General features: G+C 52.3%; 13 protein-coding genes. 6 read left to right on the forward strand and 7 right to left on the reverse strand.

Going from position 1 to position 16113, the window contains the following annotated elements; genetic code table 11:
* Window positions 1-100 precede the first annotated feature (100 nt).
* Together OIN60_RS20355 and OIN60_RS20360 are read right to left on the reverse strand one after the other, a co-directional pair.
* Window positions 101-1738 carry a response regulator gene (locus OIN60_RS20355; RefSeq protein ID WP_305756698.1) on the reverse strand — a complete coding sequence of 546 codons (1638 nt, stop codon included), beginning with the start codon at window positions 1736-1738 and terminating at the stop codon, window positions 101-103.
* Entirely contained in the window at window positions 1731-3554 is a 1824-nt protein-coding gene (locus OIN60_RS20360; protein ID WP_305756699.1) for a sensor histidine kinase, read from the reverse strand. Before OIN60_RS20360 ends, OIN60_RS20355 begins: the two co-directional genes overlap by 8 nt.
* A gap of 165 nt (window positions 3555-3719) precedes the next feature.
* On the opposite strand from OIN60_RS20360, the gene OIN60_RS20365 reads away from it, so the two are divergent.
* The 6 genes from OIN60_RS20365 to OIN60_RS20390 all read left to right on the forward strand — a co-directional run bounded on the left by OIN60_RS20365 (window position 3720) and on the right by OIN60_RS20390 (window position 10999).
* Window positions 3720-4607, forward strand: coding sequence for a carbohydrate ABC transporter permease (locus tag OIN60_RS20365; protein ID WP_305756700.1), 888 nt, complete (start codon window positions 3720-3722; stop codon window positions 4605-4607).
* Complete coding sequence (locus tag OIN60_RS20370) at window positions 4607-5437, forward strand: carbohydrate ABC transporter permease (protein WP_305756701.1); 831 nt, start codon at window positions 4607-4609, stop codon at window positions 5435-5437. The genes OIN60_RS20365 and OIN60_RS20370 overlap by 1 nt, the downstream gene beginning before the upstream one ends.
* A gap of 194 nt (window positions 5438-5631) precedes the next feature.
* Window positions 5632-6204 (forward strand): alpha-helical endospore appendage domain-containing protein, encoded by a 573-nt coding sequence (locus OIN60_RS20375; protein ID WP_305756702.1) that lies wholly within the window; start codon window positions 5632-5634, stop codon window positions 6202-6204.
* 144 nt (window positions 6205-6348) lie between these two features.
* Window positions 6349-6924: an alpha-helical endospore appendage domain-containing protein gene (locus OIN60_RS20380; RefSeq protein WP_305756703.1), complete on the forward strand. Its 576-nt coding sequence runs from the start codon at window positions 6349-6351 to the stop codon at window positions 6922-6924.
* A 304-nt stretch (window positions 6925-7228) separates the two neighbouring features.
* Window positions 7229-9223: a DUF6359 domain-containing protein gene (locus OIN60_RS20385; protein WP_305756766.1), complete on the forward strand. Its 1995-nt coding sequence runs from the start codon at window positions 7229-7231 to the stop codon at window positions 9221-9223.
* Window positions 9224-9364: 141 nt separating this feature from the next.
* Window positions 9365-10999 (forward strand): bifunctional metallophosphatase/5'-nucleotidase, encoded by a 1635-nt coding sequence (locus OIN60_RS20390; RefSeq protein WP_305756704.1) that lies wholly within the window; start codon window positions 9365-9367, stop codon window positions 10997-10999.
* A gap of 186 nt (window positions 11000-11185) precedes the next feature.
* Here OIN60_RS20390 and phnE (OIN60_RS20395) read toward each other — a convergent pair whose 3' ends face one another.
* From phnE (OIN60_RS20395) to OIN60_RS20415, 5 genes are all read right to left on the reverse strand, one after another.
* Window positions 11186-11992, reverse strand: coding sequence for a phosphonate ABC transporter, permease protein PhnE (gene phnE / locus OIN60_RS20395; RefSeq protein WP_305756705.1), 807 nt, complete (start codon window positions 11990-11992; stop codon window positions 11186-11188).
* A gap of 16 nt (window positions 11993-12008) precedes the next feature.
* Window positions 12009-12824, reverse strand: coding sequence for a phosphonate ABC transporter, permease protein PhnE (gene phnE / locus OIN60_RS20400; protein WP_305756706.1), 816 nt, complete (start codon window positions 12822-12824; stop codon window positions 12009-12011).
* Complete coding sequence (phnC, locus tag OIN60_RS20405) at window positions 12817-13575, reverse strand: phosphonate ABC transporter ATP-binding protein (protein WP_305756707.1); 759 nt, start codon at window positions 13573-13575, stop codon at window positions 12817-12819. The genes phnE (OIN60_RS20400) and phnC overlap by 8 nt, the downstream gene beginning before the upstream one ends.
* The gene (locus OIN60_RS20410; protein ID WP_305756767.1) at window positions 13572-14624 is read right to left on the reverse strand and encodes a phosphate/phosphite/phosphonate ABC transporter substrate-binding protein; all 1053 of its coding nucleotides are present in this window, start codon (window positions 14622-14624) and stop codon (window positions 13572-13574) included. The genes phnC and OIN60_RS20410 overlap by 4 nt, the downstream gene beginning before the upstream one ends.
* Window positions 14625-15082: 458 nt before the next feature.
* The gene (locus OIN60_RS20415) at window positions 15083-15967 is read right to left on the reverse strand and encodes an NAD(P)-dependent oxidoreductase (RefSeq protein ID WP_305756708.1); all 885 of its coding nucleotides are present in this window, start codon (window positions 15965-15967) and stop codon (window positions 15083-15085) included.
* Window positions 15968-16113: the final 146 nt, after the last annotated feature.

The raw sequence follows: 16113 nt of genomic DNA on the forward strand, positions 1-16113 counted from the left end.
ATGTGCTCATTGTAGTGAATAGCGCTTGCATTAGAAATGTAGATAAGTGAATAGTTGAGGGTAAAAAAGTAATTTTGTTTCCGCAATCATTTCCAATTTTCTATTGCGTTTGCAAGCTTGCCCGGTACTCGGAAGGAGACAGCTGATAATAATTACGGAACGCCTTGCTGAAGTAATTTTTATCCTTGTAGCCGAGCATATCCGAAATCTCCTGGATTCTAAGACCCGGGTCGTTCAACAGCTCCTTAGCCTTGTTCATCCGCACCTTCTGCACATACTCATGAATACCGTGCCCGAACTGCTGCTTGAACAGCTTCATCAGGTATTCCCGGCTCAGAAAATACTTCTCGGTGAACATGGAAATTTTAATGTCCTCAAAATAGTGCTGATCGATATAGGTTTTAATATCGGCGATATCAAACGGCCTGCCGCCGGCACCTTCCTCCGCGGCCAGCCGGCTGTAGAATTCCAGCATCCGATGCATCACCTGCGCGAACTGATCGAATGAGGCGAAATCCATGGAAATGATATCGGCCGCACTTCTCCGCGCCTCCTCAGGCGCCACCGTCACCGCATTCATGCCTTGCCTAACGCCTGCTTCCCGCAAAATCATGTCCAATTCCTGCAGCGTCCGGTCCGCATCACCCAGGCTGAATTTTTGCCGGGCGCGGATCATGTGAATAAAGTCGCTCAACAGGTTTTTCGCATGTGCGAGTCCCCCCGTCTCGAACGCTTTCTGAATCATCGTCAGTTGGCCTGTCACCGGGCATGTGTTGGCGGCCACTGCCTGCTCCGCTGTCTGAACCAAGGGCTCGCCCCTCAGCTTCAGCACATCCAGCGAGGCAAACCAGGCCTTCACGGAAGCATAAGAAGAGGATAGACTCGTCACCTCCTGCTGAGGCCCGCCGATGCCAGCCACCGCCTTGAGCCCGAAGAGCTGATGAAGCGAGGCAACAGCCTTCCGGACCCTATGCCCCGCCTGGAATGCCAGATCCTCGGCACGGCCATCCGTCATCGTAAACACGGCGATCACTTCACGCTCCCGCCGCGGATTGACAAAGCTGAAGCACTGCAGCCGTTCCTCTCCCGATTCGGCCAGCACATTCGTCACCGCAAAATCCAATAGCTCCGGGTCGTCGCCAAAGCGGGCGTGGCGTACCTCATCCACATTCATCAAGCGCAGCACGGACAGTAAAAAGCGGTTACCGGGATAATCAGCGCCGATCAACGGCAGAAACGCCTCATGGGCCTGTCTCCGGAAGCTGCGGTCCACAATAGACAGATACATTTTCTCCTTCAGCTTGGGCAGGGACATGTTCAAGGTGATATTTTGCGTAATAATGTCGCTTTCGCTCTTCCGCTTCGCATCCAGCACATCAATCGCTTTGCGCAAGGCCTGGTTCAGATCCGTCCGGTTCACCGGCTTCAAGAGATAATCGATGACCTTCGAACGAATCGCCTGCCGCGTAAACTCAAAATCGTTGTATCCGCTGATCACAATCGTCAGAAGCTGCGGGTAATCCTGTTCCATAATTTGCAGCAGGTCCACCCCGTTCAGACCGGGCATCTTCATGTCCACCATCACCAGATCGATGTTGTGCCGCTTCAGCATATCAAGACCGGTTTCCCCGTTCTCCGCTTCATAAACTTCTGTGATGCCAAGCCCTTTCCAGTCCCCCAGAATGCGGATGGCTTCACGCAGCGGTTCTTCATCATCAACAATTAAAGCTTTATACATGACTGTCGCCTCCTTGCGGTAGGATCATCTTGATATCGGTGCCTGTTGTGTCCGTCCTGATCTCCAGGGCCGCCTCTTCCCCGTATAAAAGCTTCAGGCGCGTGTTCAGATTTTTCAGTCCGATGTTCCCGCTCTCCCGTTCTTCCCACTCCTCGGCAAAGGAAGCCCGTACTTCCTTCAGCCTGCCCGGAGACATGCCCGGACCGTTGTCGCTGACCGAGATCAGCGCCTGCGTTCCCTGCACCTCGGCCGCAATGACAATGCGGATGCCGCCCGTCATGCTTTCCAGCGCGTGCTTGATGGAGTTCTCCACTAGGGTCTGAATCGACAATCGGGGAATCCGCAGGTCCTTCAGGCGATCCTCCCATTCATATTCAACCTGCAGCCGACTTCCGAAGCGGGCCTTCTGCAAGCCAAGATAACGTTCAATATGAGCCAGCTCATCGCGGGCATACACCATCTCTTTCCCGTTAATGGAATAGCGTAAAGTCTGGGCGAGCGCGTCCACCATATCGGCCATATCGAACATTTCACGTTTCAGCGCCTGGGTGGAAATCGCCTGCAGAGCATTATACAGAAAATGCGGGTTGATCTCGGCTTCAAGCGCTTTCAAAATCGCGTTCTTCTCGGCCAGCTTCATTTTGTAGCGCTCGTTGATCAGGTCGTTCGTGCGCTTCACCATTTCGTTGAAGTGGCGGGACAGATAGGCAATCTCGTCATTTCCCTTCACAGGAGCTTCCGCTTCGAAGTCACCGCCGCTGAACCGCTTCATTTGCCAGGAAAGCCTGTCGAGCGGGCGCGTGATCGCATTGGAGGTTAATGTAACCAGAATGACAGCAATAATCAGAAATAGGCCTCCGATCACATAGCCCCAGTTCCGTGTAGCCGTAGCCGTTTCATAGATAGACCGATATGGAATCGGCTTGACCAGCTTCCAGCCTTCATGCTCTCCGGTATTATAGATGACCAGATATTCCTCGTCCCCGTCGGTCCACGTGAATTGCCCGTTTTGCCCGTCGCTCATTTTATCCAGCATCCCTGCCTGTCTCATCCGCGCATATAACGCCTGATCATCCGTATAGAAAGGTACATCATCTGGACTGAGCAATAGCAAATGGTCTCCCTCCGCCACCGGGATATCCTTCATGATGTCCTGCCTGCCCGAATCCTTATAATAAAAAGACAGGACCGCTAAGGGCTCCCGGGAAGAGATCGACCGCAGCACCCGATGGTAAGCCATAAATGTGTCCTCTCTTTCAACAGGGTAGCCTGTCTCCGTATCCGGCAGAGCCAGAGACTGGAAGGACTGATTGCGTGTGCTATCCACGGCGGCCTTATACCAGCTCTGCGCGGGAATGTCCTCGTTATACCCCTGCCGGACAGAAATCGTATACGCTTCCTTGGATACCGTATGATATTTATGCTGATTGACATTATACAAATAAATCGCTTTCAAATCATTTCTTGAATAAAACATACTCCGCAAATACATGTCAATAACCATCTGGGAGGAATAGTCCTGGTCCTCGTCCAGAATCGCGTTCATAATTTCATTGTATTGAAGCTGCGGCACCGCAAGCTGCTCCATCCCCTGTACATAATCCTCCAGGTTCTGGTTCACCAGCAGCAGATTGTTCGTCGTGCTTGCTATGCTGTTCTCCACCGATTCCTTCTCGACGATATGATAGGAAATAACCGTCAGCGACCCGACCACCAGCACAATGATAGAGGTGAACAGCAGCACGAGCTTGTTGACCAGTCGCTGTGTAATCCGTTCTTTGATTCTCGTTACAGTCCCCATCCCCCGCTTACTCATCTCTTTCAGTCCCCTTTTGAAAGCGTACACATTTTTACCCTTAACTGTTTTCTTAAATCCATTTTGGCGGTATCCCCCCTGATCTATAATTCATTATAGCCGAAGGGACTCTCATTTGCAGATCGGCAATAACGGACACAATTTGAATGTTAAAAGAGGTGCGCTATGTTCAAACAAGGGAGAAAATGGGCCGACAGGTTCGAATTCGGGCTGTTCACATGGCCGGTATTACTGTGCGTGATTATCGCCTTCTATGTTCCTTTTCTGATGACCATACGATATTCCCTTACACAGTGGAACGGAATTTCCAAGCATCCGAAATTTGTCGGCTTGGATAACTTCAAGCAAATCCTGATGGGTGATGCCAATTTTGCCAATGCGGCCTGGTTCACCGTCAAGTATGCGATTCTGTACATCGTTCTGGTGAATGTGCTGGCGATTCTGCTGGCGGTTGTGCTGGATATGAAGCTGAAAAGCTCGGCCTGGCTGCGGGCGGCCTTCTTCGTCCCCTATATTCTCAGCCTTGTCATCGTCGGTTTTATCTGGAAATTCATCTTCATGCAGGGGTTTGAATCACTGGGCGCAAGCACAGGCTGGGGTATTTTTCAGCTTAGCTGGCTCGGAGAGGAAGGGCTTGCCTTTATCTCCATATTGGCCGTCTCCATCTGGCAGTCCATCGGATTTTATATGGTGATTTATATTGCGGGACTGCAGGCGGTGCCTGAGGACCTTAAGGAAGCGGCGATTGTGGACGGTGCAGGTCCGGTCCGCAGATTTTTCAGCATCGTGCTGCCATTGCTGGCTCCATCCATTACGATTTCTGTCTTCATGGCACTGACCAACTCCATCAAGGTGTTCGACGTCATCCTGTCGCTGACCGGGGGCGGACCAGGGGGCACCACCTACAGCATCGCTTATGATATTTACCGGGATACGTTCCAGAACAACCTGTATGGTTATGGAACGGCCAAGGCGTTGATTCTGTTCGTCGCGGTGCTGGTGATCACCGTAATCCAGTTGTCCATTTTCAAACGCAGGGAGGTTGAAGCCTGATGAAAAAGAGCAGAGCCGGGCGCATCCTGCTTGAGATCGGGATGATTATTCTATCGATTTTATTCCTATATCCGCTGTTCCTCGCGGTGAATAACTCGTTCAAAAGCTTTGGCGAGGTCATGACGGATGTCGTTGCACTGCCACAAAAGCTGAGCTTTGAGAATTATGCTTATGTATGGGAATTTATCAACTATCCGAAGCTCTTTATCAATAACACAATTATTACCATACTGGGATTGGCCGGCATCATCTTCATCTCTTCTATCGCTGCTTACAAGCTGGCGCGGACGAAGTCCCGTTGGAGCGCAGTGATCTATATTCTGTGTATCATGCCGATGCTCATTCCGTTCCAGTCCATCATGCTGACTGTGCTGCGCATGGCCAAGGACCTGCACCTGTCTGACAGCACCTGGGGACTGGGCCTGCTGTACTGGGGCTTCGGCGCTCCGCTCGCGGTGTTCATCTACCACGGATTCGTGAAGGGCATACCGCTGGAGATCGACGAAAGCGCCAAGATCGACGGAGCCTCCGGCTTCCGCATGTTCTTCTCCGTCATCTTCCCGCTGCTGAAATCAGTCACAGCAACTATTATCATTATTGATGTCATGTGGATCTGGAACGACTTCCTGCTGCCGCTGCTTATGGTCAACGGTTCGCCGGATACGAAGACGTTGACACTTGCGGCCTACACCTTCGTCGGTCAGTACACCTCAGATTGGCAATATGCCATGACCGCGATGGTTATGGCCGTCCTGCCATCCATCATCGTCTTCATCTTCCTGCAAAAATATATCGTGAAAGGCGTGGTCGCCGGAGCCGTGAAGGGCTGATCCGGTGTAACGCCCAGCAGCCCCCGACCGTTGATCCGGCCGGGGGCTGTTCATTTCCAACTTGCAGTTGTACCTTTCACACTCGCAGTGCTATCTGTTTAATTTAATTTTCTCTTAATCCACCATTACCCATACCTAATAATATATGGGTGAATAGATTGTTGTACACCTAAGAAAAAGGAGTGATTGATTGAATGTCTCAAGCTAATATACCCAACATTACATCGACGATCGACATCACAAGAGAAGAAGCGATAACGCTGATCATTGCGTCCATTGCGATGGAGGAACTGGGGTTAAGCCACATCCTGAATGCCGAGGGAGAGAAGCTGCAATACGTATTGGGTACGCTACCCGGCGTATCATTGGCAGTGCCACCTACCATTGGGGACTTGTTGGCTGTAAATGACAGCATCCGTAAAACCCTGAAGGAAACCGTAAAAAAGGACTGGGTGCTGAGCAATAAATTGGACATGGTGTTGTGTGATGCCAAGAAACCGGTAGCTCCGATAGGCCCAACATGTGTACCATTCATGTATACTACTGAGTTTCCACTTTGCGGCCCTACCGTGGTCGGCCCTGTTATAACATGCGTACCCATTAATTATAACAGTCCAATACCATGTGTACCGCTCCAACTTCCATCAGGTGCAACCTGTGTTCCCGTACCTCCTGCCGGCTGTGTTCTATCCGCAGGGCCAAGCGGTGTAACATGTATATCTAGAACCGTAGCGGAAGAAGTCTTGCTAACAGCACCCAGATGTTAGGCTGACAATATATCGTGAAAAGCGTGGTCGCCGGGGCTGTGAAAGGCTGATCCGGTGTAACGCGCAGCAGCCCCCGACCGCTGATCCGGCCGGGGGCTGCTCATTTCCAGCTTGCAATTGTACCTTAGAAAGGGAGTGAATGGATTGTCACAAGCTAATATACCAAATATTACATCGACGATCGACATCACAAGAGAAGAAGCGATAACGCTGATCATCGCGTCCATTGCGATGGAGGAGCTGGGGTTAAGCCACATCCTGAATGCCGAGGGAGAGAAGCTGCAATACGTATTGGGTACGCTACCTGGCGTATCATTGGCAGTGCCACCTACCATTGGGGACTTGTTGGCTGTAAATGACAGCATCCGTAAAACCCTGAAGGAAACCGTAAAAAAGGACTGGGTGCTGAGCAATAAATTGGACATGGTGTTGTGTGATGCCAAGAAACCGGTAGCTCCGATAGGCCCAACATGTGTACCATTCATGCGTTCTGTTACCGTGCCAGTTTGCGGCCCTACGGAGCTGCCCGTCCCTGTTATCACATGCGTACCCATCAATTATAATGGTCCAATACCATGTGTACCGCTCCAGCTTCCATCAGGGGCAACTTGTGTTCCAGTACCTCCTGCCGACTGTGTTCTACTCGAACAGCCAAGCGGTGTAACATGTATATCTAGAACCGTAGCGGAAGAAGTCTTGCTAACAGTACCCAGATGTTAGGCTAACAATATATCGTGAAAAGCGTTGTCGCCGGGGCTGTGAAAGGCTGATCCGGTGTAACGCGCAGCAGCCCCCGACCACTTATCCGGCCGGGGGCTGCTCATTTCCAGCCTGCAATTGCATATACCTGCGGTTACATATGAAAAAAGAACTATTTTCCCGAAATTTTATAGTTTTATTACAAAATTAGGGTCAACAATCATCATTTCTCTGTTACTCTCTAGATGGGTTCAAAAAAATTCCATTCGGGAGGGATATTGCATTGAGAAAGCGATGGTTCAAACAAGGAGCAAGCCTGCTGCTCATGCTCACAATCGTAATTACAGGATGGGCAGGAACTGGAGTACAACGGACATTCGCCGCGGATGTGTTAACCGTCAGCGAAGCGATTACGCAGGGAAACAGCGGTAGTCAGGCAACAGTGGAAGGTTATATCGTCGGACATGCTTCCGGCTCCTATGCCGCGGATTTTGAGGCCCCTTTCGCTAATGATTACAATGTGCTGCTTGCAGACGCTGCCGATGAACAGGACAAGACCAAGCTCATGGATGTGCAATTGACCACTGACTACCGAGCAGAATATGGCCTGCAGACAAATCCCGACCTGATTGGCACCAAAATCCGGGTGACTGGCACACTGGCCGCCTACAATAGCTTTCCGGGTATAAAAAGCCCTACCAGCATAACGCTGGCATCGGATGAGGATGGCGGCGGCACTCCCGGCGGAGATGACGGTGGAGGCGGCGATGGCACTGATCCGGGCGACGTTCCGCCATTAGAAGGCGGTATGGGCAAAAAAGTACTGTTCGACAATACGCATGGCCAAACGGCTGGGGCCGCAGACTGGGTTATTGAGGGAGCCTTCTCAGATTTCGCTAACGCCTTGGCTGCTGAGCAGTTTGAAGTCGATCAGCTTGACCGCTCCATTCCCTACACATTCGGAGAACAAGCCATCACGTATAACAAGCTCAAGGACTACGACGTATTTATCGTCGGCGAAGCCAACATTCCATTCAAGCAAGCGGAACAGGAGGCTATACTGCAGTTCGTCAATGAAGGCGGCGGTCTGTTCTTCATCGCCGACCACTATAACGCTGACCGGAACAAAAACCGCTGGGATGCTTCCGAGGTCATGAACGGCTACCGCCGGGGAGCCTACGCCAATCCGGCACTTGGCATGACGGCCGCCGAGGCCGCCTCGCCTGCCATGGATGATGTGAGCAGCTCGGACTGGCTGGCCGATAACTTCGGGCTCCGCTTCCGCTACAACGCAATTGGCGACGTAAGTGCCACCGACATTGTTGAACCCGCCCAGGCTTTCGGCATTACATCCGGCGTTGATGCTGTCGCTATGCATGCCGGTTCGACGATCGCCATTCTTGACCCCGATCAAGCGAAGGGGCTCGTGTATCTCCCTGAAAGCGGCGTTTCCCCTTGGGGTTACGCGGTCGATCAGGGCGTCTACAATGGCGGAGGCCGCGCGGAAGGTGCCTATGCGGCTATCTCCAAGCTGGGCCTTGGCAAAGCAGCGTTCATTGGTGACTCCTCGCCGGTGGAAGACGCTACCCCCAAGTACCTGCGCGAAGAAACAGGCACATCTAAAAAGACCTACGACGGCTTCAAAGAAGTAGACGACGGCATCTTTCTCGTTAATACGGTTAAATGGCTCGCCATGCAGGAGGATTACACCAGCTTGGACCAGGTGGACGGCCTGACACTGGATTCACCGACCTCCCTGCTCGCTATGGAAGCACCGTCCGCTTCGACGGAACCGCAAGCCGAGCCATGGGACGATCCAGAAGCCGGTTACCTGTGGTACGACCCGACGACGTTCAAGCCCGGCTCGTACGGCTCGACGCAAAGCCCCGGTGAACCGACCGGCTTCAGCTTCACGCTCCCGAATGACCTGGCCGCAGGCGGAACGTATACCATGACCCTCAAGGTAAACGGGCTTAAGGCGGGAGAAACGCTCTCTGGCCTAAGCGTTGGCATGTATCTGCCCGGTGGTGAGCAAATCGCCCGCTTCCAAGCTGAGGATGGCGGCTGGTCATCCTACGGCTACAGTCCGGCCTTCACATTGACTGCCAACCATGAAGGCAGCGCCGAGCAATCGCTGACCTTCCAACTGAAGGCCGGCATTTCCGGCGCAGCCAGTCTGCGTTTGAAGCAGGGAAGCAGCAATGCGCTGACACAGTCGGTTACCATCTCCGCCGCCAGCGCAGCTATAACGGATTTTCAAAGCAAGCTTTACCAAGCAAGCCCTACTCCTCTCTCAGCCTCTGCGGCTCTTGCCAGTTAAAATAGGACAAAGTACAACCCCAAGACTGCCCTCCGTCTGCTGACGGCAGGGCAGTTTTTACACTTCATTTACATACTGTGTACGCAAAAAAAATGGCCAGACGCTATTCTAATAAGAATCTACAGAAGGAGGGACACAGGTATGACAACAGAAACACGCCGCCGGGTCGCCATCTTGACGACAAGTGATATCCACGGCTTTATTCAGCCCTACTCGTATACGGAGGATGGGCCTTCCGATCTCGGATTTGCCCGCATTGCAGGTCTGATCGAGGGACAACGCAGGCTATGGGGCGACCATATGCTTTATGTGGACAATGGCGACAACCTTCAGGGCTCGCCGCTCGCCTATTACCAGGCTAAAGTTGACAGCTCCGTGGAAAATGTAATGATATCGTGTCTGAATGCGGCCGGCTGCTGTGCCGCAGTTGTAGGCAACCACGAATTCAATTTCGGGCTTTCCTATTTGCAGGAGGCTATGCGGCAATCGGTCTTTCCCTGGCTGTCAGCCAACATTTTGTCCGCCGCAACCGGTGAGCCCGCCTTTGGCAGGCCCTATCTGGTTCACGATACCCCGGATGGCATCCGGATTGCCGTTCTGGGCCTGACGACCGCACACATCCCGATGTGGGAACTGCCCGAGCATATTGAAGGACTTCGCTTCGAGGACCCGGTTGCATGTGCAAAGCTTTGGGTTCCTTATCTGCGGAATCAGGAAGCGGCGGATGTTGTAGTCGTTGCTTATCATGGCGGCTTTGAACGGGATTTGCTGACCGGTGAGCCCACCGAAGCGCTGACAGGAGAGAACCAGGGCAGCGCTCTCTGCCAGGAGGTTGAAGGAATCGATGTACTATTGACCGGACATCAGCACAGGCATGTCGAAGGAATACATCTGCATGGCGTAGCTGTCATACAGCCCGGGACGCAGGGCCAATTCCTGGGAAGAGTCATCCTTGAGCTGGAGAGCGGCGGTATTCAAGAGACATCATCCCAGGCCCGGACTACAGGGGACAAGCAGCGCTGGAGGGTGGTCTCCACACATTCGGAGCTGATTCCTGCCGGAAAGGTTGAGCCGCTGGGCCGGATTCTGGAGCTGACGGCTCCGGTTGAAGCGCGCCTGCAGCAATGGCTGGATCAGACCCTCGGTGAAACGGCCGGAGATATGCTCATTATGAATGTGCGTAAAGCGCGGCTGGAGGAGCATCCATTCATTGAGTGGATCAATCGGGTACAGATGGAGGTAAGCGGAGCTCCGATCTCCTGTACAGCATTGTTTGACGAACATACTCCCGGTTTCGGTGAACACATCTCTATGCGGGACATCCTCGCCAATTACAAGTTCCCCAACACACTCCGTGTCCTGCGGGTGACAGGTCGGGATATCCGGGAAGCGCTGGAAAAATCGGCTGAGTATTTCATACTGGAGCAAGACGGTCGCATCGGAGTAAATCCAGCGTTCCTGCTGCCGAAGCCCCAGCCCTATAACTATGACATGTGGGAAGGCATCGAATACGTCCTGGACGTTTCCCGTCCCCCGGGACAACGGGTAGTTCGGCTGGAAATGGATGGCGCACCCATGCTGTCCGAAGCGGAGTACGAGGTCGTAATGAACAACTACCGAGCGGGGGGCGGAGGCGGGTTCGACATGTTCCGGGGCAAACCCATCATCCGAGAGCTGCCAACAGACATAGCGGAGCTGCTTGCCGACTATATCCGCGCAAAGCAAACCGTGACAGCCCGTGCCAATCATAACTGGCGAGTAATCGGTGGCATTTAAATTTGAACAAACACCAGGCTGCCGTTACCGGAGTCAGTTTTATTTAGGCTGGGATATGCACGGAGCAGCGGAGAGAACGAAGCAATTCCGGAAAAGCGAAGCGTTCGCCTTTGCCCCAAAGGGGCAACAGCGATTGTAGGAATGCTTCGTTCTCGAAGCGTCTCCCTCGCTGAAGCCCAACCTTTACTATCCTTTCACCAATTTAGAGCGAAGCCGGTTGGATAACCATTCGATGATTAAAATAAGCACAACAAGCCCGATCAGAATGGCACCCACCTGACTCCATTTATAACTCCTCATAGCAAAAATAAGCGGTGCGCCAATTCCCCCGGCACCAACCAGTCCCAGGATGGAGGCCTCACGCATATTCATATCGAACCGGTAGATCATGACCGATGAAAAGACAGATAACAACTGCGGCACGATCCCGAACCTGATCTTTTCAAATGTTGTGCAGCCGATGGAGGTCATCGATTCCAGGACGCGGGTATCCAGCTCCTCAATCGCATCCACAAACAGCTTGGCAAGCATTCCGATCGAGACAAGACCCACCGTAAGAACCCCAGCAAAGGGCCCCGGCCCTGTCACCCGAATCAGCATCAAGCCGTATACGAGCGCGGGAATCGTCCGGATCGTAATGAGCACAAGCCTCGTAAGCCAGGAGACTGGCTTGGGGACGATATTGGAAGCCGCCAAAAAAGCGAGCGGAACCGCCAACACCGCCCCCACAAGAGTGCCCAGAAAAGCAATGGCAACCGTTTGCACCAACAGATATACAACACCCTGTTCCGTAAAGTTGAAAAGCAGACCGAGGTCCGGCTGCACAAGCCCTTTAAAAATATTAAGCGCAATCCGGGCACCGCTTTGATCCATTTCCTGAAAGCTTACAGCCGTCAAGGACCATACAAACAGCACAAGGACGACAGCAATAATAGTGATGATATAGCGATGATGGCGCGGAGCAGCAAGCAGTTGCTTTTCTATTGTCGTCATAACCCGATTTTCTCCCTTATATCAGCTTTTTCCGGAAATGCTCGCTAATCGTCTCAATCAGATATACGGTGACGATTAAGGCCAGAATAATCATGCCAACGCCCGAATAATCCCGCCAGCCCAGGTTCTCATTGATGAGCAGCCCGATTCCTCCGGCTCCGACGTAACCCAGAATAGCCGCATAACGAACGTTTCCCTCAAAGCAAAACAGGGAAGTCGACAGATAACCCGGAAGCACCTGGGGAAGAGCCGCATAACGAAACGCCTGAATTCTTGTCATCCCCAGAGACTCCATCGCTTCAAACGCGCCCATATCGACATTTTCAATTTGTTCATACACCAGCTTCCCGACATAGGACAAGGTAAAAAGCATAATCGCAACCGTTCCCGCCATAGGGCCGAGTCCAAAAATAAAGGTTGCAATCAAGGCGGTCACAAGTGTAGGCAGTGTTCTCAGAAGGCTGAGCACCGTTTTGCAGATGACCACAATCACTTGGCTGTGAACAATGTTCGAAGAGGCCAGCACGGCTGTGGGAAGTGCCAGCACGGCTCCGATCATGGAACCGAGCAGGGACATCTTGAGCGTATCCAGCAGCGGCTCCCAGATCCCGGCGAAGCTGCCCCAATTCGGAGGAATCATGTCACCGATAATCACAAAAAATTGGCCGATGCGTGCAACAAGCATGTCTATGTTAAAGTCGGTAAATTGTACGGATGCCATGGTGCAGATCAACAGCATCAGCAGAACTAAAGGCGTCCAGGACCTTTTTTGCAGAACAACTTTGCCGTTTGGCAGCTTTATGGATTGAGGCGGGAGGATCTTGTCAATCATGCTTCTCCCCCTCCCATTGGCCGCCATAAATATGCTGCAGGATTTCCGGTGTTACCTTGGATGCTTCCCCGTCAAAAACAACTTCCCCTTGGCTAATGCCGATGATCCGGTCCGCATATTCCAGAGCCATGTCCACGTGGTGAATGTTCATGATGACGGAAATGCTCATGGCCTTATTTATGTTTTTGAAATCATCCATCACCACCCGGGCAGTCACCGGGTCCAGCGATGCAATCGGCTCATCCGCAAGAATGATGTCGGGGCTCTGAGCCAATGTCCGTGCCAGAGCAACTCGCTGCTGCTGGCCGCCGGATAGCTGGTCTACACGAACAAAGGACTTATCCAGAATTCCTACCTTATCAAGAGCCTCCAGCGCTTTGATCTTCTGCTCCCTGGTATAGATGCCTGTCCATTTCCGCCAATACGGAAGCTCAGGCACAAAGGAGACCAGCACATTTTTAAGCACCGTGGTTCTCGTTACGAGGTTGAAGGATTGAAAAATCATCCCGATGCGGCGGCGGAAACGGCGGATCTCCCTGCCCTTTAGCTTGGCCACATCCACATCATCCACCATCAATGTGCCGCCTGTAATCTCATGCATCCGGTTAATACAGCGAATCAGCGTCGATTTTCCTGCCCCGGACAAACCGATGACCGCTACAAATTCGCCCTGCTCAATCCTCAGATTAATGTCGCGCAGCGCGGCCGTCCCGTTGGCATAGGTCTTATCCACATGAATAAATTCAATCATGGAGCTGCTTTCATGCTTCTCAACAGCTCTTGCGCTTTTCTTTCGCCATCATAGTCGGATGCTTGTGCTTCCTTGTAGCCTTCATGGGTATAGACCGCAATGACGTCTTTCCCTTCATCCGTCTGGGCAATAGCGACAAAGGCTCTTTGCAGAGCTGCTTTAAACTCATCGTTCATGAGCGCACTGTTTTTGCTGACACTGATGGTATCGTTGTAAATCGGCTGCGTTACGCCAATCACATTCGTTTCGTCCCAGATCGCACCCTTCCGTCCGAAGTCAGTTGTCCATTGCTCCGCATAATCTCTTCTTGCATCGGCATAAGCCACGATAACGTCCGCCTGACCTGCGGACAGCCGAGCAAACGAGCTGCCGTAGGAATCCGATTGAACCACATGAGCAAGGTCGGTTATGCTTTTCTGGTAATGCTCCTGAAGCCACAGCGTCGGATAAATATATCCGGCAGAGGAAGAGGAAGACATGACAGCCCAGTTTGCACGATTCAAATCATCCCAGGTCAGCTCTTCGCCGCTGTTCACTTTTTCAGCCAAAGCCTTTCCCTTCTCAGTAGGCCCGGTTATAAAAAGACTTCGGTAATAGGTTACCTGCTCGTCCGTCGGCTCTGTCGGCTTATTGGCATTCCAATCCTTCGGAGCGTCCGAATCATTGGACAGCCCTGCACGGGTTGCCGTCAATATCACATCTGCGCCGTCATCGTACAAAGCATACGTTCCGCCTGGAATGAAGCCAATGTCTGTTGTGCCGGCTGCCAGTGCTTCACCCACCGCTTCGTAAGTCGTTCCGACATTAATGTCCACGTTACCTACTGTGTAACCTTCGGTCTGCAGCTGTTTTTTCAACAATTCCTTGAGCGGCTCGGTTGTCGTAATGATTTGCTCCGGGTCCTTGGATGGAACAAAGCTCACCTTGAGCTCCTGGATTTCCTTATTTCCAGAGGAAGCCTCACCAGATGATTCACCCGTTCCTGAAGCGTTGCTGTTTGTAGTTGCATTACCGGAGCCACATCCGGCCAACAGCCCGATGGCCAACATGAATGGGACAAAAAGCTTGAATTTGTTTTTCACTTACACAGACCCCTTTGTAATAGATTGTTGTTATGTATCGCTTGGAAACAAGCACTATCATACTTCTTGAGTATCATAGAGGGGTTAATCCTATGTAAAAGGAATGATAAACCTTACAAATACATACAATTCAACTTCGATGGTGTCCCCAAAGGCTCTTGACCGGGGGCACTCTTTTCGTGCGTGGGGAGACGCTCCGAGAACGAAGCATTCCTACAATCCCTGTTGACCCTTCGGGCCAAAGGGGACCGCTCCGCTTTTCCGGAATTGCTTCGTTCTCTCCGCTGCTGCGTGCAGACCCCTACTTAACAAGAACATCTGGAACGCAATCTTCTGGTTTAACAAAATTGAAAAAGGGGCGCCCTAAGCCATTTTCATGACTTTTGGGACTGCCCCTTTTCTGTTGCCAGTATCTTCTCTTCTCTTTATTCCTTCACCCAATGCTTATACAGCACTTGTGTCCCTTTCTCGTCGTAGCCCAGCTCTGACAGTTGCCGGTACAGTGACTCCGCCAAGGCAAGCCCCGGAGTATCCATTCCCATCTCCCTGGCTGACTCCAGCGCAATTCCCATATCCTTGATAAAATGCTTCACATAAAAGCCAGGCTCAAAGTTGCCGGCAATCATGCGCGGCCCCAGGTTGCTAAGCGACCAGCTTCCTGCTGCCCCGCTTTCAATGCTCTTAAGCACCTGTTCAGGATTCAGTCCCGCATGCTTGGCGTAAGCAAGCGCCTCGCAGACGCCGATCATATTGGTAGCGATAGCAATCTGATTGCACATTTTCGTATGCTGTCCCGCACCGGCTGCGCCCTGCAGCACAATATTGGTTCCCATCAGCTTAAGGATCGGCAGAACGGCTTCGTAATCCTCCTCGCTGCCTCCGACCATGATGGACAGCCTCGCTTCCCGCGCTCCGATATCCCCACCGGATACCGGAGCATCCAACGCATGCCGCCCTTTCGCGGCAGCGGCTTCATGAATCCGCGCAGCCAGCAGCGGACTGGAGGTTGTCATATCGATCAAGTAAGCCCCGCTGCGGGCGTTCGCGATCAGACCGTTCTCTCCAAGATAGATCTGCTCCACATCATGAGGATATCCAACCATCGTGATGATCACATCACACTCGGCTGCCAGCTTCGCGGTTGTAGCCTGCCATACCGCTCCCTCCTGCACCAGATCATCCGCCTTCGATGCCGTGCGTGTGTATACATGGACGGTGTGCCCTGCCTTCATAATGTGACGGGCCATGCTCTTGCCCATCACCCCGATTCCAATAAAACCGACGGTTGCCTGTTCCAGCTTGCTGATCATTAAAATCCCTCCGTTACTTCGTGCCCGATTGGCGTAAAATCTTAATCTATATGACAATCTGTATGACTATTTCGCTCCTTGCTCCCCCTGTTCCTTCTGTATCCATTACTCTTGTCCGAGGTTCCATTCCGGGTACCCGTTCACTG

The organism is Paenibacillus zeirhizosphaerae (assembly GCF_030705605.1).
GTDB classification, from domain to species: domain Bacteria; phylum Bacillota; class Bacilli; order Paenibacillales; family Paenibacillaceae; genus Paenibacillus; species Paenibacillus zeirhizosphaerae.